We start from the raw sequence: 21,835 nt of genomic DNA, 5'->3' as shown, positions 1-21,835 counted from the left end.
AACTCTCTTGTGGCAACGCCCTGCTCACAGCACAGGGCGTTGTCCGCAGTGACAGCTTAACGCGCGCCCTTGGTCAGCTCGCGTTTCATCTCGATGATGTTTTTGTAGTCAGCCACGGTGGCTGGCGCAATGTGCTGCGTGCCGCCCATCGCCTTGATAAAGCAGCTGTGGTTGCTGGTATCCAGCTTCTTGATGGCGGTAATCAGCTTCGCTTTGAATTCCGGATCCAGCTTGTTGCTCACCAGGATTGGGCCGTTAGGAATTAACGGCGATTCCCAGATAATGCGGATTTGCTTCATCAGGTCCGGGTGATCCATGCGGATCATGCGGGTGAACGCGCCGCTGGTGTAACCGGTGTTGTAATCACCGATCATTGACGCCCAGGTCACCGCGCCCTCGAACTGGCCGTTCAGCACGCCTAACACGTCCTGCTCATGGCCACCGGAGAAGGTCACGCTTTTGAAGAAGCCGTTGTACTTATCATCCACGCTGCCGCCAAACTCTTTCTTGAACGCCTGGTTCGGGATCAGGAAGCCAGAGGTCGAATCCGGATCCGCCATGCCGAATGATTTGCCCTTCAGGTCGGACAGTTTTTTGTACGGGCTGTCGGCCTTGACGATCACCACCGAGTGGTAACCGGTTGACTTGTCGGTGTCGTCCGCCGCGATGCCGACCACGTCCACCGCTTTCGGATCGTTGATGTACACCGAAGCGTAAGACGACGGTGACATGCTCAGCACCATATCCACTTTGCCGCCCAGCAGGCCCTGGATCACGCCAGAGTAGTCGGAAGAGTTGCGCAGCCTGGTATCGGTACCCAGCTCTTTATCAAAAAAATCCTTCACGCACTGGTTATCACCAATCTGCTGCGTGGCGTTCTGACCACCCAAAATGCCTAAGTTCAGTTCCTTTGGCGTGGCAGCCTGAGCAACGCCAGACGCCATCACGCTGGCCAGTACTGCCGATAAAAATAATTTTTTCATTGCTGAGTCCGTATCCCAAAAAGGTCTTAGTTAAGTTGCGTCATCTCTTCGCCATACAGCGTATGGAGAAGATCTTCTGTTAACTGCGACGGATGCCCGTCAAACACAATGCGCCCTTTGGCAATGCCAATGGCGCGGGTGCAGTACTCTTTCACCAGCTCAACCGAATGCAGGTTGACCATTACGCTGATGCCGTTGTCGCTCACCTGACGCAACACATCCATAATGCGGCGGGTGTTTTTTGGATCGAGGGAAGCGACCGGTTCGTCGGCCAGCAGAATCTTTGGGTTTTGCATCAGCGCACGGCAAATCGCCACGCGCTGCATCTGTCCGCCGGACAGGTTCTCGGCGCGTTGCAGCGCCTGCGGCAGCATATTCAGCCACTCCAGCAGGCCAATCGCACGGGCACGATCCGCATCCGGGAACACTTTGAAGAAGGATTTCAGGGTAGAGGTCTGGCTGAGACGGCCAAGCAGGACATTGGTGAGCACATCGAGGCGCGGAACCAGGCAGAAGTCCTGGAAAATCATCCCGCATTCGCTGCGCCATTCGCGCATCTGGCGCGCATTCAGCTCAACGATGTTCTGCTGCTGACCGCCGTCGCGGTAATTAAGAATTTCACCGTCCGTGGCCGGTAAGGTGCCGTTCAGCACGTGCAGCAAGGTGGATTTCCCCGCGCCGGAACGGCCAACCACCGCCACCAGCTCACCGGCGTGCAGATCGAAATTGATGTCGTGCAACACGCGTTCCTGCGCGTTATAGGCTTTGCCGAGGCCCTTCACTGCCAGAACTTTTTTCTGTGCTGCCCGTAGCGGTGTGACGTCAGGAGCGGGAGCCGGTTTTAAAAGTGCCTGTGCCATAATATTTCCCGTAGTGAGTCAGGCGTTACGCCTTGTGCGCCCTATTAAGGGTGAGCGGGGTGACGTTTTAATGACAACGGGATGATGAAAGCGTGACGCCGGAAGGTGAAAGAGAAAACCCCAGCGCCATCAGGCCGTTTACGCCGTGGGCTCGGCCAGCAGCGTCAGAAAATGGTCCAGCGTCTGGCTGAGCGGACCGTCGTTATTCAGCATCGTGCAGCATGCGGGCGCTCCTTCCGCTGCGCGGCGCAGCCGAAGGGCAATCTGCTCTTCGCTCTCCCTGCCCCGCTGACGCAGACGCTGGGCCAGCACGTCAGGCGAGACCTGCAAACAGACCGGCAGCAGCTGCGCGCCATAACGCCGTTCAACGGCCGGCAGATGCAGCCGTGAACCGTTCACCACCACATCCAGCCCTTGCGATAGCCAGAAGTCGATCTCGATGCCCAGCGCATAGCTGTGCTGATGCGCCTGCCAGTCAATGGCAAACAGCCCCTTCGCACGCCGCCGGCTGAACTCGGCCTCGCTGAGGGCGACATGGTTTTCGCCCCCGGCGTCGGCAGCGCGGGTGATGTAGCGATGGGCCACCAGCACCCCGGCGGGAGCCGTTTCCCGCAGCGCATCAAGCAGGCTGTCCTTGCCCGATCCTGACGCGCCCATCAGCCAGATCAGCCTGGCCATCAGTAAACGGCCTTGCCTTTCGCCCACACCGAGCGCACGTAAACCTGCTGGTTATGCTGCTTAACCAGCACCAGGTCGGCGCGCTTCCCTTCGGCAATCACCCCGCGATCGTGAAGGCCAATCGAACGGGCCGGATTGCGTGTCACCAGCGCAATGGCCGCCGGCAGGTCGTAGCCATTATCCGCATCGTTGGCGATACGGAAGGCCGCATCCAGCAGGCTGGCCGGATAGTAATCGGAGGAGAGAATATCAAGCAGTCCCAGCGCCGCCAGCTGATGCGCGGCCACGTTGCCGGAATGCGATCCGCCACGCACGATGTTCGGCGCGCCCATCAGCACCTGCAATCCCTGCTCGCGGGAGGCTCTCGCCGCCTCTTCGGTGGTCGGGAATTCCGCAATCACGCTGCCGACCTGCTTTGACTCTTCAACGTGGGCCAGCGTGGCGTCGTCATGACTGGCCAGCGGAATATTGTATTTGCGGCACCAGGCGGAAATCCCTTCGCGATTCGGCTTCGACCAGCGCTCGGCATAGCGCAGCTGGCTGGATTCAAACTCATCCATTTCCGTATCGCTCAGGTTGTATTTGCCCTGGAAATAGACGCGATACTTCTCCAGCGAGGTGTACTGACGCTGGCCCGGCGAGTGGTCCATCAACGACACCAGCGACAGTTCCGGCGTGCACATCAACTGCTCAAACAGCGGCTGGGTGGAGTCATGCGGCAGTTCGCAGCGCAGGTGCAGGCGGTGCTCGGCGCGATTCAGTCCATGCTTTTCGCTGTAGCGAATGGCGTTGATCATCTTCTCCAGATTATCCAGCCGGTGGCCGCCGTCACGCACGTCGCCGACCCCAATCGCATCCAGCACGGTGGTAATGCCGTTGGCGACCATCAGCGCATCGTGGCTGCTCATCGCCGAGTGGGCCGGCCAGTCCACCTTCGGACGTGGGGTAAAGAATTTGTCGAGGTTATCGGTGTGCAGCTCGACCATCCCCGGCATCAACCAGCCGCCTTCGCCGTCGATCGCGCCCGGCAGCTGGCTTGCGGTGTCCGAGAAGGCCTGGATCACGCCGTTTTCACCGGCCAGCGATCCGTTGACCACTTCATTTTCCAGAATCAGTTTGACGTTATTGATGATCATAAGGCGCTCTCGGCAACAGGGTTCATCACATGCAGACGGTTGGCAATACGGTCGCGCACCGCGCTATCGTGGAAGATGCCCACGATGGCGGCACCGCGATCGCGGGCTTGTTCAATCAGGCTGACCACCGCGGCGCTGTTGGTGCTGTCCAGCGAGGCGGTCGGTTCATCCAGCAGCAACACCGGATAATCGGCGATAAAGCCACGGGCGATGTTTACCCGCTGCTGCTCGCCGCCCGAGAAGGTTGACGGTGCCAGTCCCCACAGGCGGGAAGGCACATTCAGACGGCTGAGCAGGGCTTTGGCGCGCTCCTCGCTCTCCTGACGATCCACTCCCCGTTCCCGCAGCGGCTGCGCCACCACGTCCAGAGTGGTGATGCGCGGGATCACCCGCAAAAACTGGCTGACCCAACCAATGGTGTCGCGGCGCAGTGCGAGGATCTGTCGCGCCGGCGCGCTGACCAGATCGATCCATTCCTGCTGATGCCTGACCCAGATATGACCGCTGTCCGGCAAATAGTTGGCGTACAGCGAACGCAGCAGCGTGGATTTCCCGCTGCCCGAATGGCCGTGCAGCACCACGCATTCCCCCGCCCCCACCTCCAGGCTGGCATGCTGTAAAACCGGAAGCTCGGCACCGTGCTGATTATGCAGCACGAAGGTTTTCGACAAATTTTCGACGCGAAGTTGAAGAGTCATGTTTTATTCCAGAGTTAACCCAACACCGAAGAGACCAGCAGCTGCGTGTAAGGATGATGCGGATCGTCCAGCACCCGATCGGTCAGCCCGCTTTCCACCACCTCACCCTCTTTCATCACCAGCAGGCGATGGGCCAGCAGACGCGCGACGCCCAAATCGTGGGTGACAATCACCACCGCCAGATTCAGATCCCGCACCAGGCTGCGCAGCAGATCGAGCAGGCGCGCCTGCACCGACACGTCCAGCCCGCCGGTTGGTTCATCCATAAACACCAGCTTCGGATGCGTTACCAGGTTGCGGGCAATCTGCAGACGCTGCTGCATGCCGCCGGAGAAGGTGCCCGGCAGGTCGTCGATGCGCGACAGCGGGATTTCGACATCTTCCAGCCACTGGCCGGCCGTTTCGCGGATATTGCCGTAATGGCGCTGGCCGACGGCCATCAGACGCTCGCCGATATTGCCCCCGGCAGACACCTGCGGACGCAGGCCATCCATCGGATACTGATGGACCACGCCCCATTCGGTGCGCAGCAGCCGGCGGCGATCGCTTTCGCTTAAGGCGTACAGATCCTGTCCCTGATAAATAATGTTGCCCTGCTGCGGTGCCAGGCGCGCGGAAATGGCCTTCAGCAGCGTGGTTTTACCGGAGCCGGACTCGCCGACAATGCCCAGCACTTCACCGGGATACAGCTCGAACGACACGTCGCGGAAGCCTTTGCCTGGCGCATAAAGGTGGGTTAACTGGTTAACGGCCAGCAGGGGGTGTTCGCTGATCATGCTTGGTGTGCCTCTTGTTGCTGGTGGCAGTAATCGGTGTCGGAGCAGACAAACAGCCGGGTCCCCTGATCGTCGAGCACCACTTCGTCCAGATAGCTGTGCCGTGAACCGCAAATCGCGCAGGGCTCTTCCCACTTCTGCACGGTAAACGGGTGATCGTCAAAGTCCAGGCTTTCCACTTTGGTATACGGCGGCAAGGCATAGATGCGCTTTTCACGTCCGGCACCAAACAGCTGCAGCGCGGGCATCATGTCCATCTTCGGGTTGTCGAATTTCGGGATCGGCGACGGGTCCATCACGTAGCGATCGTTGACCCTCACCGGATAGGCGTAGGTGGTGGCGATATGGCCGTAGCGGGCGATATCTTCATACAGCTTCACCTGCATAATTCCGTACTCTTCCAGGGCGTGCATGGTGCGGGTTTCGGTTTCGCGCGGCTCGATAAAGCGCAGCGGTTCCGGGATCGGCACCTGGAAAATCAGGATCTGATCTTCGGTTAGCGGCGTTTCCGGAATGCGGTGACGGGTCTGAATCAGGGTAGCGTCCACCGTTCGCTCGGTGGTCGCCGCGCCGCTCACCCGCTGGAAGAAGCGACGGATCGAGACGGCGTTGGTGGTGTCATCCGCGCCCTGGTCGATCACCTTCAGCACATCGTGTTCGCCAATGATACTGGCGGTCAGCTGGATGCCGCCGGTGCCCCAGCCATACGGCATCGGCATTTCGCGGCCGCCGAACGGCACCTGATAGCCCGGAATGGCCACCGCTTTCAGGATCGCCCGACGAATAGTGCGTTTGCTCTGTTCATCAAGGTAGCCGGGGTTATAACCGCTCAGTTCAGTCACGGTGCTTCTCCTGGTATTCGGCACGCAGGCGGTTGAGCAGCTCAAGCTCGGCCTGGAAATCAACATAGTGCGGAAGCTTAAGGTGCGAGACGAAGCCCGCCGCCTCCACGTTATCGGCGTGGGACAGCACAAACTCTTCGTCCTGCGCCGGGCTGGTCACGCACTCGCCGTGTTCGCCGGTTTGCAGCGCGCGATCCACCAGCGCCATCGCCATTGCTTTGCGTTCGGCGCGGCCAAACACCAGGCCATAGCCGCGCGTCAGGTGCGGTGCCTTATCGGCAGGCGTGGTGAAGCCGTTGACCATCTCGCATTCGGTCAGCAGGATCTCGCCGATATCCAGCGAAAAGCCCAGCTCTTCCGGCGCAATCTCCACCGTCAGATAGCCGGTGCGGATTTCCGCGGCAAACGGGTGATTACGTCCGTAGCCGCGCTGGGTCGAGTAACCCAGCGACAGCAGGAAACCTTCATCGCCGCGCACCAGCTGTTGCAGACGGGCGGAACGCGGCGACGGATAGGACGGCGGATCGCGGGTGATATCCACCGGTTCGCTGCCGTCATCCTCTTCCCGCAGGGCCAGCCCTTCGCGCGTCATCAGGTCAAAGGTATGCGCGCAGCGTTCATCCAGCGGCTGTTCGGCACGCGGCGCAGCGGGCGCTTTACCTTCTGCCAGCATGGTGAAATCCAGCAGGCGATGGGTGTAGTCATAGGTCGGGCCGAGCACCTGTCCGCCGGGCAAATCTTTGTAGACGGCGGAGATGCGACGTTCCAGCCGCATATTCTCGGTGGCCAGCGGCAGGCTGTCGGCCAGGCGTGGCAAGGTGGTGCGATAGGCGCGCAGCAGGAAGATGGCTTCCACCAAATCGCCTGAGGCCTGCTTGATCGCCAGCGCCGCCAGTTCACGATCGTGGATGCCGCCTTCGGTCATCACCCGATCGACCGCCAGCCCGAGCTGCTGGTCGATCTGCTGGCACTGCAGTTCATCCTTGCCTTCGCCACGGCGCAGGTTTTCCTGCAGCTGATGGGCGGCTTCAATCGCCTTCTCGCCCCCTTTAACGGCAACGTACATCAGCAGACCCTCACGTCAGTGGTGCGTGGCAACGCCATCATGTTTTCGCCACAGGTGAAAATCAGATCGATGCCCTGCGGGAAGCAGTGCGGGCGCTCGCGCAGATACTGCAGCACGCCTTCCGGCAGCTGCGGTGCAATCGCCCGCGTTTCCAGCAGGCCGGGACCGCTGAGGCGCAGCGTCAGCCCGCCGTTCAGGCTGGGCACTTCGATAATCACCGTGGTGCTTTTCTCCGGCGAAACGTTATTCCCTGCCGAAAACTGCCCAATCGCGGTATCGGATCTGGCATGCAGCAGCGCAAACGACGCGTCGGTCTGTTCGGTTACCGGCGCACCGGTATGGAAGCGCAGATTGGTCAGCAGCGCCTCATCATTCAGGGTGCTGTCGAGGTAAACCGGCGTTTCGCGGTCGACCAGCGTCATCAGTACCGCGGTGGCGGCGGAAGATACCCGTCCCCAGGCCGGCAGATGCGGCAACGAGACCATCACGCCCGGCTCGCTCATGGCTTTCAGGATGCGGCGAAAGGCCCGCTGAGAATCGGCAACCGGATGGGTAAAGCTGGCAAGTAAGGTCATTAATTATCTCCCCGGACAAGGGTAAAGAAGTCGACGCGGCTGCTGGCGATTTCGCGGGCACGCTGGGTCAGAAGCTCCTGGCGGGCGGCGGCCAGAGGCGCGATGATCTGTTGCTGGATCCGTTCGGCGCTGCTGCTCTGTTGCAACAGGGCATCCAGTACCGCGCACAGTTCGGCATGCGCTTTATTACGGCCAATCACGTAGCTGTAACCACACACGCCGTCATCCAGGCGCACCACGGCGCGGGTAACGGTGGTATCGCCCACAATAAAGCGGCGTCCGGTGCCGCCCATTCTGGCCTGCAGGCGGGTCAGACCGGTTTCCGGCACCCTCAGTTGTTCGTAATGCGGATGAAGATTCAGCGGCTGCCAGTGGGCCAGCAGCTGCGCGGGCTGACAGTGAGCCAGCACCGACAGCCAGCGCTGTCTTGCCTTAATCGGATCCATTTAGTGCTCCAGCGTCAGTTCAATCATGTCGGCGCGCGTCAGGCTGACGGAGTATTCCGCCAGTTGCTGCTCGCCGGTGGTGTTAAGCGTGCGGACGCACAGCAAAGGCGAGTGCAGCGCGACTTCCAGCAGTTTGCTCTCCTTAGCCTGGGCGCGACGTGCGGTAATGCGGGTCTGCTTGCGGGACAACGCCAGCGACAGGTTCTGTTGCATATAGTCATGCAGCGATCCGCAGTTGAACTGCTGCAGGCTCGGCCACCAGCGCAGGTCGGGAAGATAGTGATTGATCACGCACACCGGCACGCCGTTCACCCGACGCAGCGTGCGCAGATGGATCACCGTGTCGCCCTCAACGAGGCCAAGTGCGGCGGCGATTTCCGCATTGCAGGGACGCAGCACCGCCAGCAGACGTTCGCTGGTGGGATGGCTGCCTTGCTCCAGCAGGTTCTGGCTGAAGCGCGCCTGCGAATGCAGCGGATAGTTGTACGGGCGCATCAGCACCAGGATGCCAACGCCCTGCCGCCGTTGAACCAGGCCTTTATTGACCAGCTCATCCACCGCGCGGCGCAGCGTATGGCGATTGACGGCATAGCGCTCCGCCAGCTGTTTTTCGGAAGGCAGGTATTCCCCGCAGCGGTAGGTGTTGCTGAGTTCCGTTTCAAGCTGGGCGGCAATCGCCTGATATACAGTGGTCGGATGTCTGGACAGGTTCAGCATGGAAAAATCCTCAATCACAGGGAGGAGGCGGTGTCGCGAGACGGCAATGCTCTGGCGACCTGACTTTTTCAATGCAGGTATGTTGCGTGCGCAATGTGACAGCGGGGTTAAGGCTAAGTGTCGGGCAGATGAATTTGAGGCTCAGGGCAGAGTCAGGCAGTGAGCCTGCGCATTTGCAGAACCGGTTTTCGGAAAACAAGGAAGATTAGCAGCAGATATCAGGTCAGGATTATTGGCGCGTAGCCCGAAAGGTATGATGAATAATAAAAAGAATTATATCTCTTATTAACATTTTAATATTATGCGCAACACCAATACTCTTCTGGCGTCGGCACTAATCCTGCAACAAAACCCCGCGTTTAATTATTTTTGCGAGCCGACTCGAAGAAAATTAACGACATTCTCCCGCGTCAGTATTTACCGCCGCTTTGGCATTGACTCCTATATATCCATACAGGAGAATAGTTTCTGTTACGTACAACCCCTTATTTCCGCGTAACAAAAAGCAACGCCCCGAAAGTGCTTGGAACCACAATCAGGGCGTCTGACCACAAACGTTATAGGAGAACGAATATGGCTAACGCGAATAGTAACACAGACGTTCGACATGATTTCACTTCCACACCGTCTATTTTTGATCTTGAAATCACGGCACTGCTGGAATTACCGGTAAGTCCTGCGCTGGATCTGTTCCAGATATTGGATCGGTGCCAGTGCTACGTCGACGCATTAATTGAGAATGACAGTACCACCGAACGCATGGCGCTCTGTGGCCGTTTGTTCGCCGGGCTGGAAGTGCTGAAGCTGGTATTAGAGCAGCCTTTGCCGGATTATCTGGTTGCGCAGTTAACGGTCGATGAGGGTCAGCCCTGCGGCGCTGTCAATCCGCTGACGGCCGATTCGGATACGCTCTGCGGATATTGTTCGGCCCTGACGCTGGTGTTGCTTAGCCAGCAGCAGCCGACGGATCTGTCAGACCAGCTGATCGAAATGCTCTACGATATGCTGCACGTGCTGGCTGACGATCTTAAGGCACCGCGCTTTATCCGCACCCGTCATGGCTTGGCCATGATTGACGGCGAAGCGCTGTTGCAGGTTCACTAAGCCACTGTCATTCAGCCCGAGAAATCGGGCTGTTCTGGCGAATGCGTTGGGGGATGTACGACGGCGTGTTTACCTTGCCCCGAACTCCCGGCGGTAACGGCCTGGCGAAGTGTTGAACTGCTTTTTGAAATGACGGCGCAACACCACTGCGGAGGTAAAGCCCGCATGGCAGGCGACCTGCTCCACCGACTGGTCGGTTTTTTCCAGGAAGCGCTGCGCCACCGCCAGCCTTTGGTTTAACAGCCACTGCGTAAAAGTGGTGCCGGTGGTTTGCTGGAAGCGTCGGGTGAAGCTGCGGCGGCTCATAAAGGCACGTTCGGCCAGCGACTCCAGTGAAATTGGCTGCTGCAAATTTTCCGTTGCCCAGTTAAGCGATGCCAGAAAGTGATCGCCGCTTTTGGTGTTATACACCGGCTGCTCGACGTACTGCGCCTGCCCACCCTGACGATGCGGCGGCACCACCAGCAGTCGCGCCACGCTGTTCGCCACATCGGCCCCGCGCAGTTTCCTCACCAGATGCAGGCAGCAGTCGATACTGGCGGCCGTTCCTGCTGACGTCACAATGTCGCCCTCGTCGATATACAGCACATCCCTATCGATGTTGACCTGCGGATAGAGGCGGATAAATTCCGGCGTCCAGCGCCAGTGCGTCGTCGCCCGCCGTCCATCCAGCAATCCCGCCGCCGCCAGCACAAAGGCGCCCATACACAACCCCACTATCGTCGCGCCGCGCTGATGCGCCTGCCGCAGCGACGTTAACAGCGTCGGGCAAGGCGACCGTGCCGGATCCGTCCAGCTCGGCACAATCACCATCTCAGCTTCCTGCAACGCCTCCAGCCCGTGTTCGGCCACGATAGAAAAACCGGCGTTGGTGCGCAGCACGCCAGGTTCGGGCGCGCAGATGGTCATCTGATAGGCGGGCGTTCCGTCAGGATTAAGCGCCTTTTCAAACACCGCGCACGGCACGGAAAGATGAAAAGGGATGATGTCATCAAATACCACTATCGCTACGCGGGTTATCACCGGTGTTCTCCCTGAGGTTGGCCCAATCTGCTCGCTTTTGGTTATCCAGGCTACTGCTGGACATCGACGAAAATCGTCATACTTCTCGCCGTCAACAAGGGTGCCAGCGGCACCGCTACCTTAAACTGAGAAGGACAATACCATGAAGAAATTGTTTATCTGTTCTACCCTGGCGCTGTCAATGATGGCGTCTTCCGCCGCCTTCGCCGACGGTCGCCAGGCTAACGCGCCAACCATCCGCACCCTGAGTGGCGCCACGCCCATCACTTCGCTGACCGCGAAAAAAACCGCGCTGATTGTGGTCGATTTCCAGTACGAATACTTTGATGGAAAAATGAAAATCCCTGATGGCCTGAAAGCGCTGAAAGAGGCGAAAAAGCTGGTGGATTTTGCCCATAAAAAAGGCATGACGGTGGTCTTCGTGCGTCATGAAGGCCCGGCAGACGGCCCGCTGTTTGCCAAAGGCAGCCACTTTGCCGATTTTCACAAGGATCTGAGCCCGGCCAACGGTGACCTTGTGATCACCAAAGCCACCCCGAGCTCATTCGTGGGCACCGACCTGGATGCGCAGTTGAAGAAGTTAGGGATCAGCGATCTGATTGTTACCGGTCTGATGACCCATATGTGCGTCTCCTCCACCGCGCGTGATGCGGTGCCGCTGGGCTACCAGGTGATTATCCCGGAAGATGCCACCGCCACCCGCGATCTGGACACCTGGGATGGCAAGGTGATTGACCATAACGATTTACAGCGTGCTGCCCTGGCCGGCGTGGCTGATGTGTTTGCTGAGATTAAGACCACGCAGCAAGTGCTGGCACTGCCGGTGAATTAACGCCTGAAAGTCACTCTGCAGGTCCGGGCAATGCCTGACCTACAGGTTATTGGCTCAGGCTATTAATCAGCCGCCGCAGTTCGCTCAGCAGATGCCGTCCGGCCTCGACAATCTCTTTGCGTTCAGATTCAGCCCTGTTACAGCAGGCTTCCAGTGCGATACCGGCGTCGGCCAGCGATGAGGCGCCGGTCATTCGCGCACCGCCTTTGATCCGATGTGCCAGCTCGCCAAGCTTGTGCCGGTCGTCTTCAGCCAGAGCGGCGGCCAGCTCCATGCTGTCTTGCTGGAAACTTTGCATCAGTTCCGCCATCAGCGCCCGATCTCCGCCGGTAAGTTGATGAACGCTGTCAGAGTTGTTAGCCTCCCGTTCAGCCGTACGCGGGACGCTGCTCAGCCAGCTTTCAATATCCTGCAGGGTGGCCGGCTTAAACATGCAGCCGTTCATGCCCGCCGCCAGACAACGTTCAAGCTCCTCCGGCAAAGCACTGGCCGTAAAGCCAAGGATCGTACAGGGATCACTGCCCGCTTCACTTTCCACTTTTCTTATCGCCCGCGCCAGCTGATAGCCGTCCATCACCGGCATCCGGCAGTCGGTGATCACCGTGCTAAAATCGTCTTCACGCCATTTTTCCAACGCCTCTGCCCCGTTAACCGCTTCGACCACTTGATGGCCAAGGAAGTGTAACTGCCGGGTCAGCAGCAGCCGATTGGCGCGGAAGTCATCGGCAATCAAAATGCGCAGTGGTGAAAGAGGACTGAGCGGCGTAATGCTGTCCGTCTCGTCGGATTCCGGCGGGTGTTCTTCCACACTCTCGCCATACACCACCACATCGATTTCAGTCCCCTCTCCCGGCAGGCTGCGTAATGCAATGCTGCCACCCATCATTTCGCACAGGCTTTTGCAGATAATCAGCCCAAGACCCGTTCCCCTGGCAGACAGATCCCCGTGATCGCCGACCTGACTGAACGGCGCAAACAGTTTCAGCTGATCTTCAGGGGTGATGCCCTTACCGGTGTCCTTCACGGTGAAGGCAATTTTCCAGCGGCTGTCTGCCGTTGGCGTAATCGTTACTCTGACGCTGACTTCGCCCCGGCGGGTAAACTTGATGGCATTGCCAACAAGATTGGAAAGGATTTGTCGGAAGCGCAGCGGATCAATGAACACCCGCGTACCGCTTTCCGGTTCCAGAGTCAGGGACAGAGTGAGATCTTTCTGCGCAGCAAGCCCCTCAAACACCCGCAGCACCGACCGGCAGAGCTGCTGTACGCTGCAGGACTCCGGCTGCAGCGTCATTTTTTCAGACTCAATACGCGCCACGTCGAGAATATCGCCCAACAGCTCCACCAGTTCGTTGGCGGAGTCCGAGGCGACGTCCAGCGCCTGATGATCGACGCGATTCTTGTCAGCCGCCTTGCGGGCCATTTCCAGCATGCCAATCACCGCATTCAGCGGCGTGCGGATTTCATGGCTCATGGTCGACAGGAACAGCGTTTTGGCGCGGTTTGCCCCTTCTGCCTGCTCTTTTGCCAGGCTCAGTGCTTCAAGCAATTGACGACGCTCGCTGATATCTAGCCAGCCGCCAATCACCCCTTTCACCGTACCATCCGCGTCACGGTAGGGTAGGATCCAGTGAAACACCGTTTTTTCCTGCCCGGAAACCGGATGCAGGAAAGTGCGATCGCGCGAAACCGGGCTGCCGCTGCTCAGCACCTGATAAAAATCCTGGATATAGCTTTGTATTTGACCGGTTTCGCTGAAGATATGGCTCTCGTGTAGCAACTGCCCCACAGCGTGTTCCCGGGCAATGCCCACATCCTGTAAATAGCTGTCGTTGCACTGGGTCAGTCGCCCGGAGGCATCACGGATATAGGTGGAGTTAGGCGTGCCGTTGATCATGTCGTGCATGAACTCAAGCTGGTCGTTAAGCTCACGCTGCACCCGGGTTTTGATCCGAATCTGACGCCGCAGCCAGAAGGCCCACAGCAGAGACACCAGCACCAGCCCGATGGCAAACGCGCCGCCGGTATAAATCCAGCTGCGATTTTCACGCCAGAAGCTCTCTGGTGCCACCATGTTATTCGGTCGCCACAGGTTGCCAATCACGTCCATTTCATCTGGCGGGATGCTTAGCATTACCTTGTCGACAATGCTCAACAGCTCGGCGGATCCGCCGGGCACGGCAAACGACAGATAGGCCGGGGATTCCCCGAGCGTGGCGCTGATACGCATGCGGTTACGGTAGTATCGGGCGATCTGGTATTCCGAGTTGGCAAGGGTGTTAACCGCCGCATCCACCTTTCCACTGTTGAGCAACGCCAGCGCTTCGGTAGCGCTGGCGGCATCAATAATCTGAATGCCCTGATGCTGGCTGCGAATGCGGGCCCCGATGCCCGTGCCGCCAATCACCGCCAGCCTTTTGCCTGCCAGCTCGCTAAGGTTGCGCGGGGCATTGGCCTGCTGGCGTACCACCATCACAAAGGCACTGGTGAAGTATGACCGGCTGAACAACAGATCGCTTTTGCGCTCAATGCTTGGCGTCAGGGCACCTATCATATCGGCCTCATTATCTGCCAGCATCTGCTGCATCTGGCCAACCGTATCCGCGCTGGTTATCTCAAAATCCAGCCCGGTACGGAGGCGGATCTGCGACAGCACATCCACCGTAATGCCCCGGTAATTGCCATCATCATCAGTGAAGGTCAGCGGCGCAAAGCCGTCGATCGCCACAACCCTGACCTTAGGATGCTGCTTAATCCACTGCTTCTCCTGCGAGCTCAGCTGGAAAACCTGTGTGCTGAGCAGGCTGTTACTCCGCCCGACGTGCCAGCGCTGCAAAATATTCAGCCGCTCTTCATTGCTGACGTCCGCCAGCGCAATATTGATGATCTGCTGCAGGATGACGTTATCCGGCCTGACGCCAAACGACAGCTCCTTAGCCGGGAAATCCGCAAAGCTCACCACGTGAATATTATTCAAAAAGTTGCGGCTAATCGGATAGAGATCGCCGAGAAACACGTCCGCGTCGCCAAACGCGACGGCACCAATCGCCTGCTGATAGCTGGGATAGGTTTGAATACTGGCGTGCGGATAGCGCTGTTGCACCCACTCAGGCGGCAGATAGCCATTAGCCATCGCGATATGTTCGCCCGCCAGATCCGGGTTCAGCGAGCGTTTCTGATCGTTACGGGTCGCCAGAATGGCCTGTTCACTGGCATAGGGCTCGCTGCGGGCTGGCACGTGTTCACCGCCCTCAAACTGGGTTACCGCACCAAGCAGATCGATTTTGCCTTCACGCAGTGCCTGGTTTGCGGCCTGCTGCGAGGGAAACAGCTGGATCTGCACGGCTTTACCGGTAACCACCGCCAACAGGCCGGTATAGTCCGCAGTAATGCCCTCGAATTCCGCCTTATTATTGATCACTGTAAAAGGCGGATACTGCGGCCGCGAAATACCCACCACCAGCTCTTTTTTCGTTGCCAGCCATTGCTGCTGTTCCGCGTTAAAGCGTTCCGACAGGGTATGCGTCAGCTGAGGCGAACGGCTGAGAAGCTTGAGATCCAGCGAACGCATCGCCGCCGGGCTGGAGAAGTCGGGCAGGATAAAACAGAAAACAAAGAGCAGTATCACTAATCCGGCTCGTTTAACCGCGTTGCGCTTCATCATCACTCAATCAGATTATTTCGATGCGCCACGCCGATAAGATCGACCAGCGTTTTTACGCCCAGCTTTTCAAGCAGACGCGTTTTATAGGTACTGATAGTCTTGTTGCTCAGCGTCAGCTCGGTAGCAATTTCCGCATTGCTGAAGCCTTTGGCCAGATATACAAGCACCATCATTTCCCGATCGGACAGCGAGGCAATTCTGCCTGCTTCCGGGTCACCTGGTCCCCCGGTGGCACCGTTATCGAATGCTCCTTCCGCAGGGAAAAAGGTATAGCCTGCACGGATTGCACGGATCGCCGCCAGCAGGTCATCCAGATCCTCATTTTTTTCGACAAAACCAGATGCGCCCGCAAGGCGGCAGCGACGGACAAAGGATGAGGCAGATTGTGAAGTGAAGATCAGGATTTTAACCGGAAGCCCCATGGCACGTGCGCGCGTAATAACCTCCAGCCCGTTAATTAACGGAATGGCGATATCCAGCACCACAATATCCGGGGTGAGATTTTTCAGCATCTGCACGGCATCAGCGCCATTGTCGGTCTTACCGACCACGCTAATGTTTTCCCCCTTCAGCAGCATTTCCACCGCCATTCTGACCACGGGGTGATCGTCAACAATCAGGGCGGTATAGGGTTTACTGTTTTGCATAAATGACCTGTAATTTCCGTATGTTCGCTGAAAAGCGCGCCTTACCTGTTCCTGAAGAGTATCGGGTTTTAAGCGTCTTCGGCTGATTTTTTTAGCGCTTTTCAGCCAGAAAAAAATGAACCGGACAGAAATCTCTGCCCGGCTTTGCCATCGTGGCTAAGGTCAGGTGTGGCACCTGCAGACATCAGAAACTGATTTTTACCCCTACTGCCGCGCTGGTATCGCGATACTGATTGCTTCCGGCCTGCTGACCGACGCTGCCCCACAGGTTGAGATCTGAGTTCAGCTGGCTGTCCAGGCCCACCCGCAGTTCGCCAATATTTTTTTCGCCCTGAGTACGCATGTTCACGCCGTTAAACGTGCTGCCAAACGCTTTACTGTTGTTGATCCAGTTAGCTTCCACATAAGGTGTCAGCACGGTCTGGCCAGTCTCACCCGGCGTCTTCAGCGAGGCACGAACGCCAAGGCGCGACTGGACGTTTCCGTCTCCCTTGCTGCTAACACGGGTGCCGTTCGCTTCGTTAAAGTCGTCTGCCTTCACGCCCATCCAGATAAACTGGGCGCTGGGCGCAATAAAGTAGCTGTTCTTTAAGCCGTCCTCGCCCACTGTCCAGCTGTAGCCGCTTTCAATTGAGGCGGTAAAGCCGCTGGACTTGTACTGCTCGGCCTGTAGATGGTCACCGTTAACACTGTTGTTAAACCAGCCATACTGCAGCCAGCTATCCAGATACGCGCCGGTCTGTTGATCAGATTGCTGATACCAGGTCCCGTAGATACCGAGGTTGTAGCCGGTGGTATGGCCCTGAGAGCGGTAGCCAGTCACGTTCGAATCCGTGTTGCTGCGTGCGTTGCCGTAGCCCGCCATCGCGCCAAAATGCAGGCTGTCGGTACCATTGCTGCTGCCGCCGGCCAGGTCACCGCCCAGTTGCAGTACGTAACGGTTGGTTTCCGTTTTCAGTTGGTTGCTGCCGTCACGCACCTGCTGATGGCCACCGACGTTACGCATCCACAGGCTGGTCAGCTTTTTCTCACCAGTCAGGGCATCGACATACTGCGTTTCCCCGCCACGGTCGTGCAGACGCAGGTTGAAAAGCGTGTTGGCTGCTGCAATGTTGGCAATATAGTTGCCCACTTCAGGGCGCACGATCATCTGTCCCGGCCGGACGGTTTCTGTCGGTTTGCCTGGTGTGATAATCGCTTCGCCGTCGTCCGGGGTGCCAGGTACTTCTGGTGTTACCGGGGTTGGATCCGGCACTACCGGGGTCGGATCCGGCGCTACCGGGGTCGGATCCGGCGCTATTACATTGGTGTCGCTGGTCAGATACCAGTTTTTGCTATCCGCTCCCTCGCCACGGGCAAGGTGATAATCATAGGCACCGGCCGTAATACGTCCCTTCTGGCTAAATATCCCGTCGGATGTCCCGTCGACGGTGATCAATTCAATTCCGCGCAGCGTTTGTGCTCCTCCCCCGCCGGCGTTGTTCACCACGACATCCGTCGAGCCGCGGGTATCGCCGGTCACATGCAGCCTGTCGCTGTCTGAATCGTCGCCCGCCAGCACGGTATTCATCATCAGGGTTGCGCCGGTGCCGATATAGTTTCCATCAACGGTCAGCGTCGTTGAGCGCCCGTTGCTGTGGTCAAAGTTCACCGAGCTGTTATTGAGCGTCAGGGACTGCACATCAGAACTGTCTGTCATATTCCACAGGCTGCCGTTTGCAAGCGTCAGGGTTTGCAACCCGTTGGCACTTCCGCGCCATTGCGCGTCATCCATCGCAAGCTGACTGTGGGTTACTGCCGCGGGATCGACCTGAATATTTCCGTTCAGTCGCGAGCCATTTTGCGCAGAGATTTGCGCGCTGGTTCCGCTGGCAGACGCATCCAACAACTGCAGGCCGCCTAATGACGAGCCATCAAGCGTCAGATTAAGCGCAGAACCATTCTGCAGCGTAATGGCGTTGCCCAGCTCTGCGTCAAGATGGCTGTTAGTGAGTGCAACCTGGTTGATACCGTTAACGCTGTTAATACCCACTGCGCTGCTACCCACCGCGTTAAGAGTCGAGTCCGTCAGCGTCACGGTGTTGGCAGAACTGGCTGCCCCACTGAGCGCAATCAGCGATCCGTTGTCGGCAACCTGCCCCAACAGCGAGGTTCCATTAAGGGTGGCGCCCGAGTCAGCAGAAAGCGCTGAGGATCCCGCGGCAATCGTCAGGTTCACGTTGCTGGCGTCAATCACCGATGCGCCGGTAGCAGACAGGCCTGCGCCGCTGCTGTTGATCGCCAGGTTATCGGCCGTTACCCGACCGCCGCCGCTGGCATAAATGCCCGCAGCACCGGCACCGGTGGTGGTCAGACTGCCGCCTGCCACGCTGAGGTTGCCCGTCGCACCAGTGGCAAAGACCGCATGGGCATTGATGCCTGAGGTTTTCACCTCATTATCCGTCGCGTTCAGCGTGCCGTTAACCGTATACAGGCCGTAGCCGTAATCTCCCTGGGTGGTTATTTTGCTGTCCGTGAGGCTGATATTGCCTGCGGCCGCATTGGAAAACACACCATAGCCAGTCCGGGCAGTAGTCATCACCGTCAAACGCTCACCGTTGATGGTGGCGCCGTTCGCATATAACCCCTGGCTGGAGGCCTGAATATCCGTATCGCTGACGTTTATCGTTGACAGGGCACCGGCGACCAGGCCACGACTTCCGCTGGTTATATTGCTGTTGGTCAGGGTCAGGTTACTGTTGCCCTCTGCGTAGACACCGTACCCGGTGCCAGTGGTGACCGTTACACCATCGGCAATCATGCTGGCATTTCGGTTGGCGTACAGACCACGGGCATCACTCCCGGTAGCCGCGATCCGTGTTCCGCTGATATTCACCTGACCATTATCAGACGCCACCACGCCATAACCCGATGCACCGCTGGTATTGATACTGCCACCGGTAAAGTTCATCACCCCGTCGGCATTTACGCCCCAGATGCCGTAATCATTCGCCGCAGTGGTGACCACATCCTCATCGGTATAACTCTGGCTGATGCCGCTGGCCACTAAGCCTGCATGAGCCATGCTGGAGAGAGTGATAAAACTCACGCCTGCAAGCATACCCGAACGTTTCAAACTTAAGCGGAACGATCGGTCTTTTTCAGTTCGCGATCGGCTTGATTTTGTTTTCCCTTTGGATAGCTCAGAAGCGACAACAAACAGACCAGATGCTTTATTCCAGACAATACGGTAGATAATATTCATTAGATTCCCTCACGCTAAATTCGCGGCGATTTTGATAGCGCAAGGGTAAGGATCCGGTCTCTTTGGCGAAATAATACATTTCCTACAGTTTTGTAGGACTTTTCCTAACGCACTTTACGTTCTACAGAGACGGCTGGCTGGGCATCGTTCGTGGGGAATCTTGCTCTTGGCCGGGATTTTTAGCCCAAAATTGGTAGGAAAAAATTCGCATTTATAATATTATTTCTATCAAATAATTATATTTCTTCCTTTAATTCATCACTCTGCGCGCATACTACTCATCATTTATTTTTTATTTTCACACAGGATTATTTTTATCCCGCCGTGTTATTTGACGCAATAATGAAAAATAAACAGTCACCGTCCGGGTAAACTTTTTTCTTCGGCTACGCTTGAGGTGTACATCCTGTTTAATTTATTTATTACTGGAATCAATATGACAATTAAAACGCTTGAAGATCTGTTTATTCATGATTTATCGGATATTTATAGTGCTGAAAAACAGATTACTCGTGCACTGCCAAAAATGGCGCGTGCCGCCACCGATGAGAAACTTGTTGCTGCTTTTAAACAACATTTGGAAGAAACACGCGGTCAAATCGAACGCATCGATCAGCTGGTTGAGGCCACAGACGGCGTGCATATCAAAAGGATGAAATGCCATGCCCTGGAAGGCCTGGCCGAAGAAGCTCAGGAAATTATCGACTCCGTGGAAGCCGGCCCGGTTCGCGATGCCGGCCTGATTGGTGCCGCTCAAAAGGTTGAGCATTATGAAATGGCAGCTTATGGCACATTGCAGGCCCTTGCCCTGAAGCTGGGCTATAAAGAGGCGGCGAAACTGTTGGGTGAAACGCTGGCAGAAGAGCGGGCTACCGATGAAAAGCTGACCGAGATTGCTGTGCAGCAAGCCTGATTAGGGCCAGGGATGACTGATAAATAAGAGATGACTAAGTGAAACAAGGAGGAGAGCTGTTTTTCGGCCAGCACGCAATCATATACAGGCAGGTTCAGGGCGTCACACTGACGAAAATATAACGCCCCGGCGGGTTAAATGACCGGCCTGCCGCTGGCCTGCATCACCCTTCCGCTCAACCCAACTTCTTCTGCCAGTGAATCCCGGAGGTGCTGTTGATAGGCATCCAGTAGTTGCCGCTGTTTTCTCAGCGACTCTGTAAAGGCGCGGATTTCGCTGACCGTCCGTCCAGCCGCTAATGACTCCATCGCGCGTCCGGGTTCCGGCGTAAGAAAGAAGGTCGACACGTCCAGCTGCAGGGAAAGGATGTGAATTTGCCATGCCAGCCATTCATCCGGGAAATGCTCGCTCAGCAGGAATTCACATCTGCCGATCTGCTCATCAGATAATTTGACCGGGCTCTCATCCACCCGCTTCAGCCAGTGCTGCAGTTCAGCGGCGTTTACCAGCCCTTGCGACGTGACTGGCGGGCAACGAGACTCAAGCGTGACAATCAACGCATCAATGTAGCCGATCACGCCCTTCAGGATTTGCCTGCACTCTGATGTCATGCTTTCAACTTCGGCCACGCGCCGATCACTTTCGCTGATGCCTGGACGGCGTATGGCAAAACTCACGCTGAACAGAATTGCCATTACCACTGCCGTAAGAATTAACAGATCCTGCGTAGTCATAAAATTTTCCTTATTCACGCTCTGTCGGAGACAGAACACTGAAGACCCGCTGATAGTGCCTGTTACAGAGAACAGACTGACTTTTTAAAAATAGATGAAGATGCGGAATTGGATATTGCGGCAGGAAAATATTTTTGCGGGACGTGGCAGTAACGGTGAATTGCAACAGGGGCCTTACTCATGCGGCGTCTTACGAAGCGCATCAGCCGGATGAGAAGACCGTCAATAAAAGCTATATCAATTGATGAGGTTAAGATTAATCGCCAGTCTCAGATCCGGTGCACAGGCGGCAATAATCCGCAGCGGGTACGCGTTGTCTGGCCACCATCAGTGCCTGATGATCGGTATAGAGGGTGCCGAGGAAAATCCGGGTTTTAGGCATAATCCTTTCGCAGTTTCTGCGGTGGATTTCCCACTGTGATAAGTCCCCGGAACTGGCATAGTAATATTTGGCTGTGAACATAAAATCATCCCTAAAAAAGAGTGCGAATTATACTGAATCCACCCTAATCTCTTTCAAGCATAAAGTGGCATTTTGATTGCAACTTAGACAACAGACTGAAATTGCTAGCAATTTAGTTTCCTTAGGCAACTACCTTTTTGGGGAATATTCGCCAACCTGGTCAATTAACCCCCATAACGGGCGATTAACTGAGCAAAAACAGTGCGCAGAATATTCTTAAAACAACGGCTTAATAGGTTTAATTAATCCTTGCCTGATAATAATCACCAACGTCATTAAACCGCTATCAGGATAGAAAATGGCTATAAATCATCGCCATGCAAGCCTGTAATAAAGTTCAATATATTTTACCTTTCAATATAACAGGCTGCATTACAGTCCCTGCGTTGGATTTATTTGGCCCTGGCTTCTATATTTAAATTGCTTCACTAAGT

The 21,835-nt window shown here is 56.8% G+C and carries 20 protein-coding genes and 1 pseudogene; 3 read left to right on the top strand and 18 right to left on the bottom strand.

What is annotated here, in order from left to right; translation table 11 throughout:
- Positions 1–56: 56 nt before the first annotated feature.
- The 11 genes from phnD to phnF all read right to left on the bottom strand — a co-directional run bounded on the left by phnD (position 57) and on the right by phnF (position 8,777).
- The gene (phnD, locus tag AC0IXH_RS03190) at positions 57–983 is read right to left on the bottom strand and encodes a phosphonate ABC transporter substrate-binding protein (RefSeq protein ID WP_471719944.1); all 927 of its coding nucleotides are present in this window, start codon (positions 981–983) and stop codon (positions 57–59) included.
- Between the two features lie 26 nt (positions 984–1,009).
- The gene (gene phnC / locus AC0IXH_RS03185; protein ID WP_346566710.1) at positions 1,010–1,843 is read right to left on the bottom strand and encodes a phosphonate ABC transporter ATP-binding protein; all 834 of its coding nucleotides are present in this window, start codon (positions 1,841–1,843) and stop codon (positions 1,010–1,012) included.
- A gap of 138 nt (positions 1,844–1,981) precedes the next feature.
- Positions 1,982–2,521, bottom strand: coding sequence for a ribose 1,5-bisphosphokinase (gene phnN / locus AC0IXH_RS03180; RefSeq protein ID WP_471719943.1), 540 nt, complete (start codon positions 2,519–2,521; stop codon positions 1,982–1,984).
- Entirely contained in the window at positions 2,521–3,657 is a 1,137-nt protein-coding gene (phnM, locus tag AC0IXH_RS03175; protein ID WP_471719942.1) for an alpha-D-ribose 1-methylphosphonate 5-triphosphate diphosphatase, read from the bottom strand. Before phnM ends, phnN begins: the two co-directional genes overlap by 1 nt.
- Positions 3,654–4,355, bottom strand: a complete 702-nt coding sequence (gene phnL / locus AC0IXH_RS03170; RefSeq protein ID WP_346566707.1) for a phosphonate C-P lyase system protein PhnL — start codon at positions 4,353–4,355, stop codon at positions 3,654–3,656. Before phnL ends, phnM begins: the two co-directional genes overlap by 4 nt.
- Before the next feature lie 14 nt (positions 4,356–4,369).
- Positions 4,370–5,131, bottom strand: a complete 762-nt coding sequence (gene phnK / locus AC0IXH_RS03165) for a phosphonate C-P lyase system protein PhnK (RefSeq protein ID WP_053142301.1) — start codon at positions 5,129–5,131, stop codon at positions 4,370–4,372.
- Positions 5,128–5,973, bottom strand: coding sequence for an alpha-D-ribose 1-methylphosphonate 5-phosphate C-P-lyase PhnJ (locus tag AC0IXH_RS03160; RefSeq protein WP_206404750.1), 846 nt, complete (start codon positions 5,971–5,973; stop codon positions 5,128–5,130). The genes phnK and AC0IXH_RS03160 overlap by 4 nt, the downstream gene beginning before the upstream one ends.
- Positions 5,966–7,039, bottom strand: a complete 1,074-nt coding sequence (locus AC0IXH_RS03155) for a carbon-phosphorus lyase complex subunit (RefSeq protein WP_471719941.1) — start codon at positions 7,037–7,039, stop codon at positions 5,966–5,968. Before AC0IXH_RS03155 ends, AC0IXH_RS03160 begins: the two co-directional genes overlap by 8 nt.
- A complete protein-coding gene (gene phnH, locus AC0IXH_RS03150) occupies positions 7,039–7,614 on the bottom strand; it encodes a phosphonate C-P lyase system protein PhnH (protein ID WP_471719940.1) in 576 nt (191 codons plus the stop codon). Before phnH ends, AC0IXH_RS03155 begins: the two co-directional genes overlap by 1 nt.
- Positions 7,614–8,060, bottom strand: a complete 447-nt coding sequence (phnG, locus tag AC0IXH_RS03145) for a phosphonate C-P lyase system protein PhnG (protein WP_265910861.1) — start codon at positions 8,058–8,060, stop codon at positions 7,614–7,616. The genes phnH and phnG overlap by 1 nt, the downstream gene beginning before the upstream one ends.
- Positions 8,061–8,777, bottom strand: a complete 717-nt coding sequence (gene phnF, locus AC0IXH_RS03140; protein ID WP_471719939.1) for a phosphonate metabolism transcriptional regulator PhnF — start codon at positions 8,775–8,777, stop codon at positions 8,061–8,063.
- A 573-nt stretch (positions 8,778–9,350) separates the two neighbouring features.
- Between phnF and AC0IXH_RS03135 the strand changes: the two genes are divergently transcribed.
- Positions 9,351–9,881, top strand: a complete 531-nt coding sequence (locus tag AC0IXH_RS03135) for a hypothetical protein (RefSeq protein WP_105759969.1) — start codon at positions 9,351–9,353, stop codon at positions 9,879–9,881.
- Positions 9,882–9,950: 69 nt separating this feature from the next.
- Here AC0IXH_RS03135 and AC0IXH_RS03130 read toward each other — a convergent pair whose 3' ends face one another.
- The gene (locus AC0IXH_RS03130) at positions 9,951–10,904 is read right to left on the bottom strand and encodes a GlxA family transcriptional regulator (RefSeq protein ID WP_346594222.1); all 954 of its coding nucleotides are present in this window, start codon (positions 10,902–10,904) and stop codon (positions 9,951–9,953) included.
- 142 nt (positions 10,905–11,046) lie between these two features.
- Here AC0IXH_RS03130 and AC0IXH_RS03125 point away from each other — a divergent pair, with 142 nt between their 5' ends.
- Entirely contained in the window at positions 11,047–11,736 is a 690-nt protein-coding gene (locus AC0IXH_RS03125) for a cysteine hydrolase family protein (RefSeq protein ID WP_346566703.1), read from the top strand.
- Between the two features lie 46 nt (positions 11,737–11,782).
- Here the strand turns inward: AC0IXH_RS03125 and AC0IXH_RS03120 are convergent, their stop codons facing one another.
- From AC0IXH_RS03120 to AC0IXH_RS03105, 4 genes and pseudogenes are all read right to left on the bottom strand, one after another.
- A complete protein-coding gene (locus AC0IXH_RS03120) occupies positions 11,783–15,364 on the bottom strand; it encodes a transporter substrate-binding domain-containing protein (protein WP_471719938.1) in 3,582 nt (1,193 codons plus the stop codon).
- Positions 15,365–15,399: 35 nt separating this feature from the next.
- Positions 15,400–16,047 (bottom strand): response regulator transcription factor, encoded by a 648-nt coding sequence (locus AC0IXH_RS03115; protein ID WP_346566701.1) that lies wholly within the window; start codon positions 16,045–16,047, stop codon positions 15,400–15,402.
- Between the two features lie 184 nt (positions 16,048–16,231).
- A complete protein-coding gene (locus AC0IXH_RS03110) occupies positions 16,232–19,135 on the bottom strand; it encodes an autotransporter outer membrane beta-barrel domain-containing protein (protein WP_471721114.1) in 2,904 nt (967 codons plus the stop codon).
- A 63-nt stretch (positions 19,136–19,198) separates the two neighbouring features.
- A pseudogene (locus AC0IXH_RS03105) lies at positions 19,199–19,291 on the bottom strand (ESPR domain-containing protein); the annotation flags it as partial.
- Between the two features lie 436 nt (positions 19,292–19,727).
- Between AC0IXH_RS03105 and AC0IXH_RS03100 the strand changes: the two are divergent.
- Positions 19,728–20,204, top strand: a complete 477-nt coding sequence (locus AC0IXH_RS03100) for a YciE/YciF ferroxidase family protein (protein WP_134824934.1) — start codon at positions 19,728–19,730, stop codon at positions 20,202–20,204.
- A 134-nt stretch (positions 20,205–20,338) separates the two neighbouring features.
- On the opposite strand, the gene AC0IXH_RS03095 is transcribed toward AC0IXH_RS03100, so the two are convergent.
- Positions 20,339–20,938 carry a hypothetical protein gene (locus AC0IXH_RS03095; RefSeq protein ID WP_346594217.1) on the bottom strand — a complete coding sequence of 200 codons (600 nt, stop codon included), beginning with the start codon at positions 20,936–20,938 and terminating at the stop codon, positions 20,339–20,341.
- Positions 20,939–21,194: 256 nt separating this feature from the next.
- Positions 21,195–21,401 carry a hypothetical protein gene (locus tag AC0IXH_RS03090; protein ID WP_141653762.1) on the bottom strand — a complete coding sequence of 69 codons (207 nt, stop codon included), beginning with the start codon at positions 21,399–21,401 and terminating at the stop codon, positions 21,195–21,197.
- Positions 21,402–21,835 lie beyond the last annotated feature (434 nt).

The organism is Erwinia sp. AC075 (genome assembly GCF_979253995.1).
Note: the sequence above shows the minus strand (reverse complement) of the source record. Positions and strands in the feature narration are given on the sequence as shown.

Coding starts and splice junctions, on each gene's coding strand:
- phnD (WP_471719944.1), bottom strand. CDS start 983: ATGAAAAAATTATTTTTATCGGCAGTACTGGCCAGCGTGATGGCGTCT.
- phnC (WP_346566710.1), bottom strand. CDS start 1,843: ATGGCACAGGCACTTTTAAAACCGGCTCCCGCTCCTGACGTCACACCG.
- phnN (WP_471719943.1), bottom strand. CDS start 2,521: ATGGCCAGGCTGATCTGGCTGATGGGCGCGTCAGGATCGGGCAAGGAC.
- phnM (WP_471719942.1), bottom strand. CDS start 3,657: ATGATCATCAATAACGTCAAACTGATTCTGGAAAATGAAGTGGTCAAC.
- phnL (WP_346566707.1), bottom strand. CDS start 4,355: ATGACTCTTCAACTTCGCGTCGAAAATTTGTCGAAAACCTTCGTGCTG.
- phnK (WP_053142301.1), bottom strand. CDS start 5,131: ATGATCAGCGAACACCCCCTGCTGGCCGTTAACCAGTTAACCCACCTT.
- AC0IXH_RS03155 (WP_471719941.1), bottom strand. CDS start 7,039: ATGTACGTTGCCGTTAAAGGGGGCGAGAAGGCGATTGAAGCCGCCCAT.
- phnH (WP_471719940.1), bottom strand. CDS start 7,614: ATGACCTTACTTGCCAGCTTTACCCATCCGGTTGCCGATTCTCAGCGG.
- phnG (WP_265910861.1), bottom strand. CDS start 8,060: ATGGATCCGATTAAGGCAAGACAGCGCTGGCTGTCGGTGCTGGCTCAC.
- phnF (WP_471719939.1), bottom strand. CDS start 8,777: ATGCTGAACCTGTCCAGACATCCGACCACTGTATATCAGGCGATTGCC.
- AC0IXH_RS03135 (WP_105759969.1), top strand. CDS start 9,351: ATGGCTAACGCGAATAGTAACACAGACGTTCGACATGATTTCACTTCC.
- AC0IXH_RS03125 (WP_346566703.1), top strand. CDS start 11,047: ATGAAGAAATTGTTTATCTGTTCTACCCTGGCGCTGTCAATGATGGCG.
- AC0IXH_RS03115 (WP_346566701.1), bottom strand. CDS start 16,047: ATGCAAAACAGTAAACCCTATACCGCCCTGATTGTTGACGATCACCCC.
- AC0IXH_RS03100 (WP_134824934.1), top strand. CDS start 19,728: ATGACAATTAAAACGCTTGAAGATCTGTTTATTCATGATTTATCGGAT.
- AC0IXH_RS03095 (WP_346594217.1), bottom strand. CDS start 20,938: ATGACTACGCAGGATCTGTTAATTCTTACGGCAGTGGTAATGGCAATT.
- AC0IXH_RS03090 (WP_141653762.1), bottom strand. CDS start 21,401: ATGTTCACAGCCAAATATTACTATGCCAGTTCCGGGGACTTATCACAG.